This window comes from Bordetella genomosp. 2, from assembly GCF_002261345.1.
GTDB lineage: Bacteria > Pseudomonadota > Gammaproteobacteria > Burkholderiales > Burkholderiaceae_B > Bordetella_A.
Genome location: NZ_NEVT01000009.1, coordinates 435,275 through 449,154 on the forward strand (window position 1 = coordinate 435,275; position 13,880 = coordinate 449,154).

A 13,880-nucleotide genomic window follows, 5' to 3' on the forward strand; every position below is an offset into this window, starting at 1 on the left:
CTTCAGGCCAGCGGAAAAGTCAGGGGCGAGACCTGCGAGATACTGCGATGCGCCACCAGGTCGAGCTCCGGCACGCGCTCGGCCGCGCGCTGCTGGGCCTCGTGCACCGCGGCAGCGGCCGCGGCGCGGTCGATGGTGAGCAGTTTGCCCGCATCCACCACCTTGCGGCCATCGACATAGACGGTATGGATGGCGCGGTCCCCGGCCGCGTAAATGAGGCTGCGCACCGGGTCGCGATACGGGCTCATCATCGGATGCGTCATGTCCACCATGACCACGTCCGCCTTTGCGCCGACCGCCAGCCGGCCGATGTCCTCGCGTCCCAGCGCGCGCGCTCCGCCCACGGTGGCGGCATCGAAGACATCGGTGGTGGTGAGCGTGCGCGGATTGTCCGCCATCACGCGCGCCAGGTACGCCACGTGGCGCATTTCGTCCATGATGTTGTGGGGATACGAGTCCGTGCCGATGCCCATGTTCACGCCGGCCCGCCGATAACGCCCGAAATCGCGCAACGCCATGCCGCGCCGCATGAAAATGGTGGGACAGTGCGCCACCGTGGTGCCGGTCTCGGCCAGAATGGCCAGGTCCTTGTCGGTGCTCCAGTGCGTGCGCGGGTGGTGATCCAGGAAGATCCCGTGCCCCACGATCGACTGCGGCCGCAGCACCCCCAGCGAATGCAGCCACTGGATCGGCGTGACGCCGTGGCGGCGGGTCATCTCGTGGAACTCCGGCACCGACTGCGCCGCATGGATCTGCCACGACAGGCCGCGCCGGGCTGCCTCTTCACGGCTGGCCTTGATCAGCTCCGGCGTGCAGGTATCGACCTGCGAGGGGCTGACCAGGCCGAACAGCCGTCCGCTGGGATGCCGCTGGACTTCGTCGATGATCTTGAGCGCGGCTTCCATGCCTTTCTCGCCGCCCTTTTCATCCCATTCGTACTCCACCAGGTGCCCGTTGCGGGTGAGCCAGCGGGCCGACTTGAACATGGGCGCAATGCAGCCCCTGATGCCGCTCTGCGCCATGATGTCGACCCACTGCGGATGCGCGCCGGACATGTCCACCAATGTGGTCACTCCGGACAGCAGCAGTTCGGACAACGCCAGCCGCAGGCAGTCGGGCGTGCCCTGCGCGTCGCCGCGCACCAGCGGCATGATTTCGTACAGGGCGGAGTTGTACAGGCCGGCCGAGCCGATCTCATCGGTATAGCCCTTGTTCAGCGGCTCGCTGGCCGGGTGGCTGTGGATATTGACCAGGCCGGGCATGATCATCATGCCCTTGCCGTCGATCTGCTCCACGGCCTGCCCGGCCGACGCCTCGTAGCCGCGGCCCACGAAAGTGATGCGGTTGCCTTCGAACGCGAGGTCCGCATCCGGCATATAGGTATGGCGCTGGTTCTGCGCGTCCCACCCGATGATGAAGCTGGCATTCTTGATTACGCTCGTGCTCATTTCCGGTTCCTTGTGGCGGTTCAATTCTTGACGCGTATATCCAGGCCCTTGTACAGCGAGGCCCCGTACAACCCATGCGGCCGCGCGCCTTCTACGCGGTCGGCGCTGACCATCCAGAGCTGCACATTGACCAGCGGCGCCCACACGGCCTGCTCGGAAAGCTGCCGCTGCACCTTGCTGGTGGCCTCCTGGCGCTGCGCATCGGTCAGGGCGGCCGACGCCTGGGCGGCATAGGCATCGGTATCCTTGTTGTTCCAGTTCATCCGGTTCGGCGTCGGCATCTGCACGCTGCGGAAGTAGAAGTTCACCCACTCGGTCACGGTGATATAGGGCAGGTTCATGATGAAGGCGTCGAATTCCTGCGTGGCCAGCTTGCCCCATACGGCCGTGTTGTCCCACAGCTGGACCTGCAGGTCGATGCCGACACGGCGCAAGTCGGCCTGCAGCGTTTCGGCCATGCGCGAGGTGGTGTCGTTGCGGCTGCCGTACACCAGGAACGACGCCCTCACGCCGTCCTTGACGCGAACGCCGTCCGGGCCGGGCTTCCAGCCGGCCTCGTCGAGCAGCTTGGCGGCGGCGGCCGGGTCGTACTGCTGCAGGTACTTGACCGATTCCGGGTCGTAGTCGACGGCATTCGGGTTGGCCATACTGCGGCGCGGATCGGCATGGCCGAAGTAGATGGCCTTGACCAGCGTGTCGCGATTGATTGCCGCGTTGACTGCCTTGCGGATCGCCAGGTCGCCCGTGACCGGCTTGTTGACGCGGAATCCCAGGAAGTAATCGTCGATGGCATTCGGCTGCTGCTGCACCTTCATGCCGGGAATCTTCTTCATCCCGTCCAGCGCGAACGCCGGCACGTTCTGGCTGGTATCGCCCTGCCGCGACTGTATGGCGGCCATGAGCGTATTCGACTCGGGCACCACCTTCCAGATCACGCGGTCCAGTTGCGGACTGGGGTTCTTGTATATGGGCGGCCCCCACTTGTAGTGGGGGTTCTTCTTCAACACGAGTTCCTGGCGCGGCGTCCAGCTGACCCAGCAATAGGGGCCGGTGCCGTTGAACCCCTGGGTGCCGAAGTTCTTCCCGAGTTTTTCCACCGTGTTCTTGTCGACGATGGACGCGAAGGGCAGCGCGAGCTGATAGAGGGTATCGCTGAACGGAGACGACAGTTCGTAGTCGACCGTATAGTCGTCCACCGCCCTGACTTCCTTGATCGGCCCCACCTTCAGGCGCACCGGCGACTTGTTCGCCGGGTCGGCCAGGCGATTCAGCGAATACGCCACGTCCTGCGCGGTCATCGGCCGCCCATCGCAGAACTTGACGTCCTTGCGCAGCACGAACCGGTAGGTCTTGCCGTCGTCGGATACCGTCCATGATTCGGCCAGGCCCGGCTTGACGGTCTTCAGGTCGAAGTCGAGGCTGACCAGTGTGTCCGCCATCATGAACATGACCTCGCCCATGCGGGTGGACGTGGTGCGTATGGGGTCGTAGATGTCCGCGTCGGCCACGCGCAGCACGGTCAGCGTGCCGGGCTGCTGCGCGTGGGCACTCACGCCCGCCAGTGCCACGACGCCGGCCAGCGCGGCGGCCATGCATGTCTTTTTCACCCTTGTCTTCATTTGCTTTCCTTGTGCAGTCTGGAGCGCCGGACGACCACCGTCACTTGCGCAGTTTCGGATCGAGCACGTCACGCAAGGCGTCGCCCAGCGTATTGAAGGCCAGCACGACGATGAAGATCAGCATGCTGGGCAGGACAGATACATGGGGAGCGAAGAAGAGGAAGCTGCGGCCTTCCGCCGCCATGGATCCCAACTCGGCCGTGGGCGGTTGCGCGCCCAGGCCGATGAAGGACAGCGCCGCGCCCAGCAGGATCACCTGGCCGAAGCGCAGCGTCACGAACACCATGATGGACGACATGCAATTGGGCAGCAGATGGCGGCGCCACAGGTGCAAGTCGCTGACGCCCAGCGCGCGCGCGCTTTCGATGTAGTCCTGCTGCAGCACGCTGAGGGCGGCGCCGCGGACAATGCGCGCCATGAGCGGCACGGAGGAGATCGACAGCGCCGCGATGACCGCCGTCAGGCCGGGCCCGAGGATCGCGGCGATGGCCAGGCCGAACAAGATCGTGGGGAACGACAGCAGGACATCCATCAGGCGCATGAGCACGCCCGATAGCGGCCGGTAGTACGCCGCCGCCAGGCCGATGCACGCGCCGATCGAGCAGCCGATGAGTATCGACGCCACCGCCATCAACATGGTGGTATGCAACCCGTACAAGAGCCGCGAGACCATGTCCCGACCCTGCGAATCGGCGCCCAGCAAACCGGCCTCGCCCGGCGCCTTCAGCGCATTGGCCATGTCGCCGCTCCAGGGCCCTGATGGCGCCAGCCAAGGGGCGAACAGTGCCGCGGCCACCACCAGCGCCACTACCGTGAAAGCGATCGCGCCGGCGGGGTCCGCCATCAGGCGGCGGAACGTGGAAACCGCGGGCGGGATCTGCTCGGACTCCGGCGCGACGCGGGGCGGCGTGGTGTCGGTGCCGGACAGGACTTGTTGCATGGCGGTCTCCGGTCAGGCGCGCAGGCGCGGGTCGAGCGCCGTGTACAGGATGTCGACGGCGAGATTGATGAAGATGAAACCCAGCGACAAGATGATGATCGTGCCCTGTGCCATGGGAAAATCGCTGGACAGGATGGCGCCCACCGCAAGGCGGCCGACGCCCGGCCAGCTGAACACGGTCTCGGTCACCACCGCGCCGCCCAGCAGGAAGCCGATCTGCAGGCCGAGCAGCGTCACAATGGGAATCAGGGCGTTGCGCAGGGCGTGCCGCATCATGACGACCCATTCCGTCAGGCCCTTGGCCCGGGCGGTGCGCACATGGTCCGCGCCCAGCACATCCAGCACGGCGGTGCGGGTCATGCGCGCCACCGGGCCGATGAACACCCCTCCCAGGGTCAGGGCGGGCAGGATGATTGCTTTCAGGCCCTCCAGCGTCCACAGCGGCCCGCCGCGCCCGGTGAAGGGCAGCCATTGCAGCTTGAAGCCGACGCCCCAAACCAGTATCAAGCCCACGAAGAAGACCGGCACCGACACGCCGGCGACGGAGAACGCCATGATGCAGCGGTCCAGCAGCGATCGCTGGTAGCGCGCCCCCAGCGTGCCCAGCAGAATGCCCAGGGGAATCGCCCAGATCAGGGACGCGAACATCAGCTCCAGGCTGGGGCCGATGGTGGTTCCCAGCTCCTGGATGACCGGGACGTTGTTGATGAGCGAAACGCCCAGGTCACCTTGCAGCAAACGCCAGATATACAGGCCGAACTGCACCAGCAGGGGCTTGTCCAGGCCCATTTCGATGCGCAGGGCGTCGATCACGTCCTGCGTGGCGTTCGGGCCGGCGCGCACCACGGCCGGATCGTTCGGCCCCGCCTGCATGAGCAGGAAGCCGATCAGCAGCACCCCGAGCATGACGGGAACCGCGAGCAAGAGCCGCATCAAGCAGTGCCGAAGCATGAACACTCCTCCAGTAGGGAGTACACGACAACAACAACAGGTGCTACGAAGGCTGTATGGGAAAGCTCAGTAAGTCGGCGGGGTGATCGCCCACACCACCTCGGTGTTGATCAGCCCCGGATTGCGGTAACGATGCAGTTGCGTGCTGGCGAACGAGAAACTGTCGCCGGCGTTCAGCAGAAAGTATTTGTCGCCGACCCACAGTTCCATGGTGCCGCGCACCACCAGGCCGGCCTCTTCGCCGCGGTGCACGTAGGCCTCGCCGCTGTCGGCGCCGGGCTCCAGTACGCACATGACCAGTTCGAGCTGGCCGGAAAGATTCGGGGACAGCAGGTAGTCGGCGATTCCGCCCGCGAACGACAGGCGCCGGCGGCTTTCGGCACGCACCACGATCCCGTCGTCGGAGGGATCCACCGGCAGACCCTGGGGAAAAAACCAGCTGATCTGCACATCCAGGGCGCGGGCGATTTCCTGCAGCGCGCCGATGGTAGGCCGGCTGACGCCGCGCTCGAGCTGGCTGAGATAACTGATGGACTTGCCGCAGCGCTCGGAGAGCACTTGCAGGGAATAGCCGCGCGCCTTGCGCAGATTCTTGACCTCGGTGCCGATCCACAAGGCGGATTCGTCGGTCAACTCGGCTTGAAGCGTTGGCACTGCATTCGTTGTCATAGGGAGTATGAGTTCCTAATGCGCCACACCACGGAAAAATCCGCCCTGCTTTTTTACGATTATGAAATTTTGGGGCTATTTTTCTATGATCGTTTTCCCTAGGCCCCACCCGGATGCGGGTTTTCTCCCTGGATACGCCATCAGGGCCGTGAAATTCCGGCTTATTTCTTTCACCCCCTGGCGGCGCCAGGCAGCAAAAAGGCCGCACCCCCAAGGGGAATGCGGCCTTTTTGCCTGGCCCGCGCGCGCTCGGCGCGTGGGGCCACAGGGATTTACTGCAGCGCGATCTCGACGTCGACGCCAGCCGGCAGGTCCAGACGCATCAGGGCGTCCACGGTCTTGTCGGTGGGATCCACGATGTCCACCAGGCGCTGATGGGCGCGGATCTCGAACTGGTCGCGCGACGACTTGTTCACGTGCGGCGAACGCAGCACGTCATAGCGGCGGATGCGCGTGGGCAGCGGAACCGGACCGCGCACGACAGCGCCGGTACGCTTGGCGGTATCGACGATCTCGGCGGCGGACTGATCGATCAGCTTGTAGTCGAAGGCTTTCAAGCGGATGCGGATCTTCTGGTTTTTCATGGTGTTTCCTAAAGAACGAAAAGCGAAGGCGGTTGAAGAGGACGCAGCCGCCTTCGCCGGTTGGGGGTCGCCTTAGGCGATGATTTTGGCGACGACGCCGGCGCCGACGGTACGACCGCCTTCACGGATGGCGAAGCGCAGGCCTTCTTCCATGGCGATCGGCGCCAGCAGCTTGACCGTCATCGACACGTTGTCGCCCGGCAGCACCATTTCCTTGTCCTTGGGCAGCTCGATCGAGCCCGTCACGTCCGTCGTACGGAAGTAGAACTGCGGACGGTAGCCGTTGAAGAACGGCGTGTGGCGGCCGCCTTCTTCCTTGGACAGAATGTACACCTCGGCCGTGAACTCCGTGTGCGGGGTGATCGAACCCGGCTTGGCCAGCACCTGGCCACGCTCGACTTCTTCACGCTTGGTGCCGCGCAGCAGAATACCCACGTTGTCGCCCGCCTGGCCCTGGTCCAGCAGCTTGCGGAACATCTCCACGCCCGTGCAGGTCGTCTTCACCGTCGGCTTGATGCCCACGATCTCGATTTCCTCGCCAACCTTGATCACGCCGCGCTCGACCCGACCCGTGACCACCGTACCACGACCCGAGATCGAGAACACGTCTTCCACCGGCATCAGGAACGCACCGTCGACCGCGCGCTCCGGCGTCGGGATGTACGTGTCCAGCGCCTCGGCCAGCTTCAGGATCGCCTGCTCGCCCAGCTCGCCCTTGTCGCCTTCCAGCGCCAGCTTGGCCGAACCCTTGATGATCGGCGTATCGTCGCCGGGAAAGTCGTACTTCGACAGCAGCTCGCGGACTTCCATTTCCACCAGCTCCAGCAGCTCCGCGTCATCGACCATGTCCGCCTTGTTCAGGAACACGATGATGTACGGCACGCCAACCTGGCGGCTCAGCAGAATGTGCTCGCGCGTCTGCGGCATCGGGCCGTCCGCGGCCGAGCACACCAGGATCGCGCCGTCCATCTGCGCCGCGCCCGTGATCATGTTCTTCACGTAGTCAGCGTGGCCCGGGCAGTCAACGTGCGCGTAGTGACGGTTCTCCGTCTCGTATTCCACGTGCGCCGTGTTGATCGTGATCCCACGCGCCTTCTCTTCCGGCGCCGCGTCGATCTGGTCGTAGCCGCGGGCTTCCCCGCCGAACTTCGTCGACAGCACCGTCGTGATCGCCGCCGTCAACGTCGTTTTGCCGTGGTCAACGTGACCAATCGTACCCACGTTCACGTGCGGCTTGGTACGTTCAAACTTGCCTTTTGCCATGATCTCTATCCTTTGACTTTCAAGGAAACTGGGATGATTTGCCGCGCCTCCGGAGTCACGGAGGCGCGGCGACGGTTATTTACTTGGCCCGAGCGGCGATGACTTCGTCAGCGACGTTCTTGGGAGCCTCGGAGTAATGCTTGAATTCCATGGTGTACGTGGCACGGCCCTGCGTCAGCGAACGCAGGTTGGTGGCGTAACCGAACATCTCGGCCAGGGGAACCTCGGCCTTGATGGTCTTGCCGCCGCCGACCATGTCTTCCATGCCCTGCACCATGCCGCGCCGCGAGGACAGGTCGCCCATCACGGTACCGGCGTAGTCTTCGGGCGTTTCCACTTCAACGGCCATCATGGGCTCGAGCAGCACCGGGCTGGCCTTGCGCATGCCTTCCTTGAAAGCCATGGAAGCGGCCATCTTGAACGCGTTTTCGTTCGAGTCCACGTCGTGGCACGAACCGAAGAACAGCGTGACCTTGACGTCCACCACCGGGTAGCCGGCCAGGATGCCCGAAGGCAGCGTTTCCTGGATACCCTTGTCGACCGCCGGGATGTACTCGCGCGGCACCACGCCACCCTTGATGGCGTCGACGAATTCATAGCCGCCGCCCGCATCGAGGGGTTCGAGCTTGAGCACCACGTGACCGTACTGGCCGCGGCCGCCCGACTGCTTGACGAACTTGCCTTCGACTTCTTCGCAGGTCTTGCGGATGGTCTCGCGATAGGCCACCTGCGGCTTGCCGACGTTGGCTTCCACGCCGAATTCGCGCTTCATGCGGTCGACCAGGATTTCCAGGTGCAGCTCGCCCATGCCCGAGATGATGGTCTGGCCGGATTCTTCGTCGCTGCGCACGCGGAACGACGGGTCTTCCTGGGCCAGGCGCGACAGGGCCAGGCCCATCTTTTCCTGGTCGGCTTTCGACTTGGGTTCGACGGCCTGCGAGATCACGGGCTCGGGGAACTCCATGCGCTCGAGCAGGATGTGGGAATCGACGTCGCACAGGGTTTCACCGGTGGTGACGTCCTTCAGGCCCACCACGGCGGCGATGTCGCCCGCCAGAACTTCCTTGATTTCCTCGCGGTTGTTGGCGTGCATCTGCAGCAGGCGGCCGACGCGTTCCTTCTTGCCCTTGATGGGGTTGTAGACCGTGTCGCCCGACTTCAGGACGCCCGAGTACACGCGCACGAAGGTGAGCTGGCCCACGAACGGGTCGCTCATCAGCTTGAATGCCAGCGCGGACATCTTCTCGCCGTCATCGGCCTTGCGCGAGATCTCGTTGCCATCGTCATCCTGGCCGGCGACCGGCGGGATGTCGATCGGCGAAGGCAGGTAGTCGATGACCGCGTCCAGCATGCGCTGCACGCCCTTGTTCTTGAAGGCGGTGCCGCACAGCATGGGCTGGATCTCGCCGGCGATGGTGCGCTGGCGGATGGCGGTGTTGATCTCGGCTTCGTCGAGCGAACCGGTCTCGAGGTACTTGTTCATCAGTTCCTCGGTGGACTCGGCGGCGGCCTCGACCAGCTTCTCGCGCCATTCGTTGGCGGCGCCTTCCAGTTCGGCCGGAATGTCGACGTAGTCGAACTTGGTGCCCTGGCTGGCTTCGTCCCAGATGATGGCTTTCATCTTGACCAGGTCGATGACGCCCTTGAAGGAATCTTCGGCGCCGATCGGGATCACGATGGGCACGGGGTTGGCGCGCAGGCGCGTCTTCAGCTGGTCATAGACCTTGAAGAAGTTGGCGCCGGTGCGGTCCATCTTGTTGACGAAGGCCAGGCGGGGCACGCCGTACTTGTTGGCCTGGCGCCACACGGTTTCGGACTGCGGCTGCACGCCGCCCACCGCGCAGTACACCATGCAGGCGCCGTCGAGCACGCGCATGGAGCGTTCCACCTCGATGGTGAAGTCCACGTGGCCCGGGGTGTCGATGATGTTGATGCGGTGTTCGGGATAGTTGCCGGCCATGCCGCGCCAAAACGCCGTCGTAGCAGCCGACGTGATGGTGATGCCGCGCTCTTGCTCTTGCTCCATCCAGTCCATGGTGGCTGCGCCATCATGCACTTCGCCAATCTTGTGGTTGACGCCGGTATAGAACAGGATGCGTTCGGTCGTGGTGGTTTTCCCTGCATCGATGTGCGCAGAGATGCCAATGTTGCGATAGCGCTCGATCGGGGTTTTGCGGGCCATGGTGGGTGTGTCCTTAAATTACCAGCGGAAATGGCTGAAGGCCTTGTTGGCTTCGGCCATCTTGTGCGTGTCTTCGCGTTTCTTCATCGCGGCGCCACGACCTTCGGAGGCGTCGATCAGCTCGCCGGCCAGGCGCAGATCCATCGATTTCTCGCCACGCTTCTTGGCGGCTTCGCGCAGCCAGCGCATGGCCAGGGCCAGGCGGCGCACGGGGCGCACTTCAACCGGCACCTGGTAGTTGGCACCGCCCACGCGGCGGCTCTTCACTTCGACGATCGGCTTGATGTTGTTGATCGCCAGGCTGAAGACCTCGATCGGCTCCTTGCCGGTCTTGGCCTGCACTTGCTCGAGGGCGCCATAGACGATGCGCTCGGCGACGGCCTTCTTGCCGTCCAGCATGACGACGTTCATGAACTTGGCGAGCTCGACGCTGCCGAACTTGGGATCGGGCAGGATCTCGCGCTTGGGTACTTCGCGACGACGGGGCATGTTGCTTCCTTGTGTCAGTTCAGTTGAACCGTGTCAGGTGACACGGCCATGGCCGCCCAACGGGACGGCCCCTTACGTGCCGCGCACCGTCCCGACGAGGGGCTGGCGCGGTTGCACTGTCCTGGCGGCGCTTGCGCGCGACCGGGGGGTACTGCTTGGTTACTGCGATGAAACGGATCAGGCCTTCTTCGGACGCTTGGCGCCGTACTTCGAGCGCGCCTGCTTGCGGTCCTTGACGCCCTGGAGGTCGAGCGAACCGCGCACGATGTGGTAGCGCACACCGGGCAAGTCCTTGACACGGCCGCCGCGCACCAGCACCACCGAGTGCTCCTGCAGGTTGTGGCCTTCGCCGCCGATGTACGAAATGACTTCGTAGCCGTTGGTCAGGCGCACCTTGGCGACCTTACGCAGGGCGGAGTTCGGCTTCTTCGGGGTGGTGGTGTACACGCGGGTGCACACGCCGCGGCGTTGCGGGCAGTTTTCGAGCGCGGGGCTCTTGCTCTTGATGACGCTGACTTCGCGCGGCTTGCGCACGAGCTGGCTAATGGTAGGCATGACCTTTGAAATCCCTTTTACGTACCACTGGTAAGTACTGGAGTACTCGTATTCCCTGGTGGGTTGCCCTGTCGTCCAGGCCGGCACACCAGCGAGAGGCAGTTCACGCAAAACCGCCTCAAACGTTCCGTACGTAAAAGAGCGGGTCTTGCAGACAAAAACGCACAAAGACCGGCTGCCGGAGGGTAGGCGGCCCACTCTTTATGCGCAAATAAAGCAGTAAGCCCGTCAGCATAACCTAGAACCGCAGGCAAGTCAAAACATGTGTGCGCCGCGGCAAGGCGCGCCGGTCACTGGTCGGCAAACAGGTAGCCGCTGCCGTAGACCGTGCGGATGGGCAGGATGACGCCGGCCAATTCGGCCTTGCGGCGCAGGCGGCTGATGATGACGTCGATGCTGCGCGAGCCGCTTATGCGTCCCCCATTTGGGCCGGAGCCGGCGTCGAGTTGCTCATTGAGCTCGGCGCGGCCGACCGCGCGGCCGACGACGTCCAGCAGCGCGCGCACGATCAGGCGTTCGTTGGCCGACAGCGACAGCGCCACCCCGGACGGGGACACCAGGGTCCAGCTTTGGTCGCGCAGCTCCCAGCGCCCGGACTGCTCGTTCGCAACCTCGGTTTCGCCCGCGGCGCCGGGCGCGAGTCCCGGCAGGCGGCGCGCCAGCGCCAGCAGCACGCAGGCCAGCTCGCGGCTGTCGACCGGCTGCGGCAGGCAGATATCGGCGCCGCTCTGCAGGCACCGCAGGCGGCTTTCGACGTTGCCCGCCGAACTGATGACGACGATGCCCAGTTCCGGCGACGCGCGCAGGCGCGACAGCAGCGCATAGCCGATCTCGCCCAGTTCGGCGATTTCCAGCACGACGGCATCGTAGTCCTCGGCCCCGAGCTGGCTGAACAGCTCGAGCGGCGTGGCGCATGCTTGTGCACTCACGCCCGCCTGCAAGAGTGCGGCGACTGAATCCCCACGCATTGTTGCATCGGGCGCCATGATGAGTACGTTCAATTGCTTCATAACATTGTCCCTATCTCGCCTTCATCCGCGAAAATGCTGGTGATCGAGGCTCCGGCGAGTCGATCTTTGCGAGACAGTGTGACGCTGTATTGCGTGCAGACGTAGTCAAGATTCGTCAACTTTGCGTTGCTTGACATTCACAATGTTGCAGGATTCAAGAATCCGCAACAGCGAGTTATCATCGCAGTGCGGCATAGCTATGCTCGTAGCAGCGTAGACCCTGAATCTCGGGCGAAACATGCCCCTTTTTTTGCAAAGAATTCACCTATGCAGATTGCCTCGCTGGAAGACGACCTGGACCAGGCCCGACATATTCAGCAGGTTCTGACTTCGGCCGGTCATGCCTGCCACAGTTTCCAGCGCAGCCTGGATCTATTGGCCGCGTTGCGCACGCAGTCTTTCGATCTGATCCTGCTCGATTGGCAAGTGCCCGATATGGGAGGAGACGAAGTCCTGCGGCAGCTTCGCGCCACGCAGGGCTTGCGCGTGCCTGTCATTTTCGTGACGAGCCGCAGCCAGGAAGCAGACTTGGTGCAAGGCCTGCAAGCCGGCGCCGACGACTACATCGTCAAGCCGTTGCGCCCCGCCGAATTGCTGGCGCGGGTCGCGGCGCTGCTGCGCCGCAGCCAGGCCGCGCTGCCGGACCAGGCGCCGTTTTCGGTGGCGTCCTATCGGATCGATCCCGCGGCGCGCAGCATTGCGCTGCTCGACGAGCCCATCCCGCTGGCGCCCAAGGAATTCGAACTGGCCCAGCTGTTCTTCCGCAACGTCGGCCGCCTGCTTTCGCGCGACGTATTGGCCGAAAGCGTGTGGAACCGGGAGATCCCCGCCACCTCGCGCACGCTCGACACGCACCTGTCGAACATACGCCAGAAGCTGCGGCTGCGCCCGGAGAACGGCGTGCGCCTGAGCTCGTCATATGCGCTGGGCTATCGGCTGGAACTCATCAATGAAACCGCGGGCAACGCGCCCGCAGGCAAAGCATAAGCTTTCCGTCTCTGGAGACTCTCTACATGACTTGGCGTTTCTTGCGCATGTTCATGGGGCTGTACCTCGCTCTGGTCGCTGCATCCGCTTCGGCGCAACCCGCGGGCGCCCTGGGCGATGATTTCATTTACCGGGTTCGCCAGGGCGACACGCTCATCGGGTTGGCGACCCTCTATACCCGTAACGAGGCCAACTGGGCCAGGCTGCAAACACTCAACCAGGTCGAGGACCCTTATCGGCTGATGATCGGACGGGAGTTGCGCATTCCGTTTTCCATGATTCCGGAAGTGCCGGCGCAGACCGTGATCGTGCACGTCAGCGGCAGCGCCCAGGTCGACGGCGCGCCGGTGCGCGTCGCGATGCCGGTGGCCGAGGGCTCCACCATCACGACGGCGCCGGACGGCTTCGTCACGCTGCAGTTGGCGGATGGCACGAAGATCACCCTGCCGGAGGCGGGCACGACGCACCTGGAGCGCCTGCGCCAGTTCGAAGGCAGTGCCCTTACCGATTCCATCCTGCGCGTCCAGCAGGGCATGGTGGATTCGCACGTCGCGCCGGACGGCCAGGGCGTGGGGCGTTTCGAGGTGCGTACGCCGGTTGCCGTCACAGGCGTGCGCGGCACGCGTTTCCGTGTGCAGGCGGGGCAACAAGGCGCGCGCAGCGAAGTGCTCGAGGGCAGCGTGCGGCTGCAGGCCCATGCGCGCGACGCCGCGCCAGGCCGCGCGGTGGCGGTATCCACCGGATACGGCGCCGCCATTGGCGCCGATGGCGTACTGCACGGTGTCCGGCCGCTGCTGCCGGCGCCGGAGCTGGGTCCGCCGCAGCGCGCGGGATCCGGCCAGTGGACGGCCGCCGTGTCGCCCGTGCCGGACGCGGTGGCGTATCAAGTCGTGGTGTCGCGCGACGCGGACGGCCTGGAAGTGACCTCGTCGGACCGCTTCGACAATCCGGACATCCGTTTTTCGGCGCCGGGCGCGGGCACTTATTATGTCGCGGTGCGCGCCGTCGACGCCGCCGGGCTGGAAGGCCGCGACGCGCGCCTGACGTTCGAGGGCGCCAACGCGCTGATGACTCACTCGGGCCTGCCGGTGACCCTCACCGATGGCGGAGTCGTCACGCTGTCCGATTACTGAACCCGGCACGGCCCGCCGCATGAAGCCGCGCCAGCCGCCGCCGCGCCGAG

13 protein-coding genes are annotated in these 13,880 nt (G+C 64.6%); 2 read left to right on the forward strand and 11 right to left on the reverse strand.

Going from position 1 to position 13,880, the window contains the following annotated elements:
- Positions 1-2: 2 nt before the first annotated feature.
- The 11 genes from CAL24_RS23555 to CAL24_RS23605 all read right to left on the reverse strand — a co-directional run bounded on the left by CAL24_RS23555 (position 3) and on the right by CAL24_RS23605 (position 11,710).
- Entirely contained in the window at positions 3-1,448 is a 1,446-nt protein-coding gene (locus CAL24_RS23555) for an amidohydrolase family protein (RefSeq protein ID WP_094808073.1), read from the reverse strand.
- Positions 1,449-1,468: 20 nt separating this feature from the next.
- Complete coding sequence (locus tag CAL24_RS23560) at positions 1,469-3,055, reverse strand: ABC transporter substrate-binding protein (protein ID WP_212591755.1); 1,587 nt, start codon at positions 3,053-3,055, stop codon at positions 1,469-1,471.
- Between the two features lie 52 nt (positions 3,056-3,107).
- Positions 3,108-4,007 carry an ABC transporter permease gene (locus CAL24_RS23565; RefSeq protein WP_094808075.1) on the reverse strand — a complete coding sequence of 300 codons (900 nt, stop codon included), beginning with the start codon at positions 4,005-4,007 and terminating at the stop codon, positions 3,108-3,110.
- Between the two features lie 12 nt (positions 4,008-4,019).
- Positions 4,020-4,958 carry an ABC transporter permease gene (locus CAL24_RS23570; RefSeq protein WP_028355450.1) on the reverse strand — a complete coding sequence of 313 codons (939 nt, stop codon included), beginning with the start codon at positions 4,956-4,958 and terminating at the stop codon, positions 4,020-4,022.
- 66 nt (positions 4,959-5,024) lie between these two features.
- The gene (locus tag CAL24_RS23575; RefSeq protein ID WP_028355451.1) at positions 5,025-5,612 is read right to left on the reverse strand and encodes a helix-turn-helix domain-containing protein; all 588 of its coding nucleotides are present in this window, start codon (positions 5,610-5,612) and stop codon (positions 5,025-5,027) included.
- Positions 5,613-5,899: 287 nt separating this feature from the next.
- A complete protein-coding gene (gene rpsJ, locus CAL24_RS23580) occupies positions 5,900-6,211 on the reverse strand; it encodes a 30S ribosomal protein S10 (protein ID WP_094808076.1) in 312 nt (103 codons plus the stop codon).
- Between the two features lie 72 nt (positions 6,212-6,283).
- The gene (tuf, locus tag CAL24_RS23585; RefSeq protein WP_094808077.1) at positions 6,284-7,474 is read right to left on the reverse strand and encodes an elongation factor Tu; all 1,191 of its coding nucleotides are present in this window, start codon (positions 7,472-7,474) and stop codon (positions 6,284-6,286) included.
- 79 nt (positions 7,475-7,553) lie between these two features.
- Positions 7,554-9,656, reverse strand: coding sequence for an elongation factor G (gene fusA / locus CAL24_RS23590; RefSeq protein WP_094808078.1), 2,103 nt, complete (start codon positions 9,654-9,656; stop codon positions 7,554-7,556).
- 18 nt (positions 9,657-9,674) lie between these two features.
- Complete coding sequence (rpsG, locus tag CAL24_RS23595) at positions 9,675-10,145, reverse strand: 30S ribosomal protein S7 (protein ID WP_012251773.1); 471 nt, start codon at positions 10,143-10,145, stop codon at positions 9,675-9,677.
- Positions 10,146-10,322: 177 nt separating this feature from the next.
- Positions 10,323-10,700 (reverse strand): 30S ribosomal protein S12, encoded by a 378-nt coding sequence (rpsL, locus tag CAL24_RS23600; RefSeq protein ID WP_012251774.1) that lies wholly within the window; start codon positions 10,698-10,700, stop codon positions 10,323-10,325.
- A gap of 290 nt (positions 10,701-10,990) precedes the next feature.
- Positions 10,991-11,710 carry a response regulator transcription factor gene (locus CAL24_RS23605; RefSeq protein ID WP_094808079.1) on the reverse strand — a complete coding sequence of 240 codons (720 nt, stop codon included), beginning with the start codon at positions 11,708-11,710 and terminating at the stop codon, positions 10,991-10,993.
- Positions 11,711-11,977: 267 nt separating this feature from the next.
- Here CAL24_RS23605 and CAL24_RS23610 point away from each other — a divergent pair, with 267 nt between their 5' ends.
- Both CAL24_RS23610 and CAL24_RS23615 read left to right on the forward strand, forming a co-directional pair.
- Entirely contained in the window at positions 11,978-12,697 is a 720-nt protein-coding gene (locus CAL24_RS23610; protein WP_028355610.1) for a response regulator transcription factor, read from the forward strand.
- Positions 12,698-12,723: 26 nt separating this feature from the next.
- Positions 12,724-13,830 (forward strand): FecR family protein, encoded by a 1,107-nt coding sequence (locus CAL24_RS23615; RefSeq protein ID WP_028355609.1) that lies wholly within the window; start codon positions 12,724-12,726, stop codon positions 13,828-13,830.
- The last annotated feature ends 50 nt before the right edge of the window (positions 13,831-13,880 follow it).

Bases quoted from the DNA above. Each gene is read 5' to 3' on its own strand.
- CAL24_RS23555 (WP_094808073.1), bottom strand. From the start codon at position 1,448: ATGAGCACGAGCGTAATCAAGAATGCCAGCTTCATCATCGGGTGGGAC.
- CAL24_RS23565 (WP_094808075.1), bottom strand. From the start codon at position 4,007: ATGCAACAAGTCCTGTCCGGCACCGACACCACGCCGCCCCGCGTCGCG.
- CAL24_RS23570 (WP_028355450.1), bottom strand. From the start codon at position 4,958: ATGCTTCGGCACTGCTTGATGCGGCTCTTGCTCGCGGTTCCCGTCATG.
- rpsJ (WP_094808076.1), bottom strand. From the start codon at position 6,211: ATGAAAAACCAGAAGATCCGCATCCGCTTGAAAGCCTTCGACTACAAG.
- tuf (WP_094808077.1), bottom strand. From the start codon at position 7,474: ATGGCAAAAGGCAAGTTTGAACGTACCAAGCCGCACGTGAACGTGGGT.
- fusA (WP_094808078.1), bottom strand. From the start codon at position 9,656: ATGGCCCGCAAAACCCCGATCGAGCGCTATCGCAACATTGGCATCTCT.
- rpsG (WP_012251773.1), bottom strand. From the start codon at position 10,145: ATGCCCCGTCGTCGCGAAGTACCCAAGCGCGAGATCCTGCCCGATCCC.
- rpsL (WP_012251774.1), bottom strand. From the start codon at position 10,700: ATGCCTACCATTAGCCAGCTCGTGCGCAAGCCGCGCGAAGTCAGCGTC.
- CAL24_RS23605 (WP_094808079.1), bottom strand. From the start codon at position 11,710: ATGAAGCAATTGAACGTACTCATCATGGCGCCCGATGCAACAATGCGT.
- CAL24_RS23610 (WP_028355610.1), top strand. From the start codon at position 11,978: ATGCAGATTGCCTCGCTGGAAGACGACCTGGACCAGGCCCGACATATT.
- CAL24_RS23615 (WP_028355609.1), top strand. From the start codon at position 12,724: ATGACTTGGCGTTTCTTGCGCATGTTCATGGGGCTGTACCTCGCTCTG.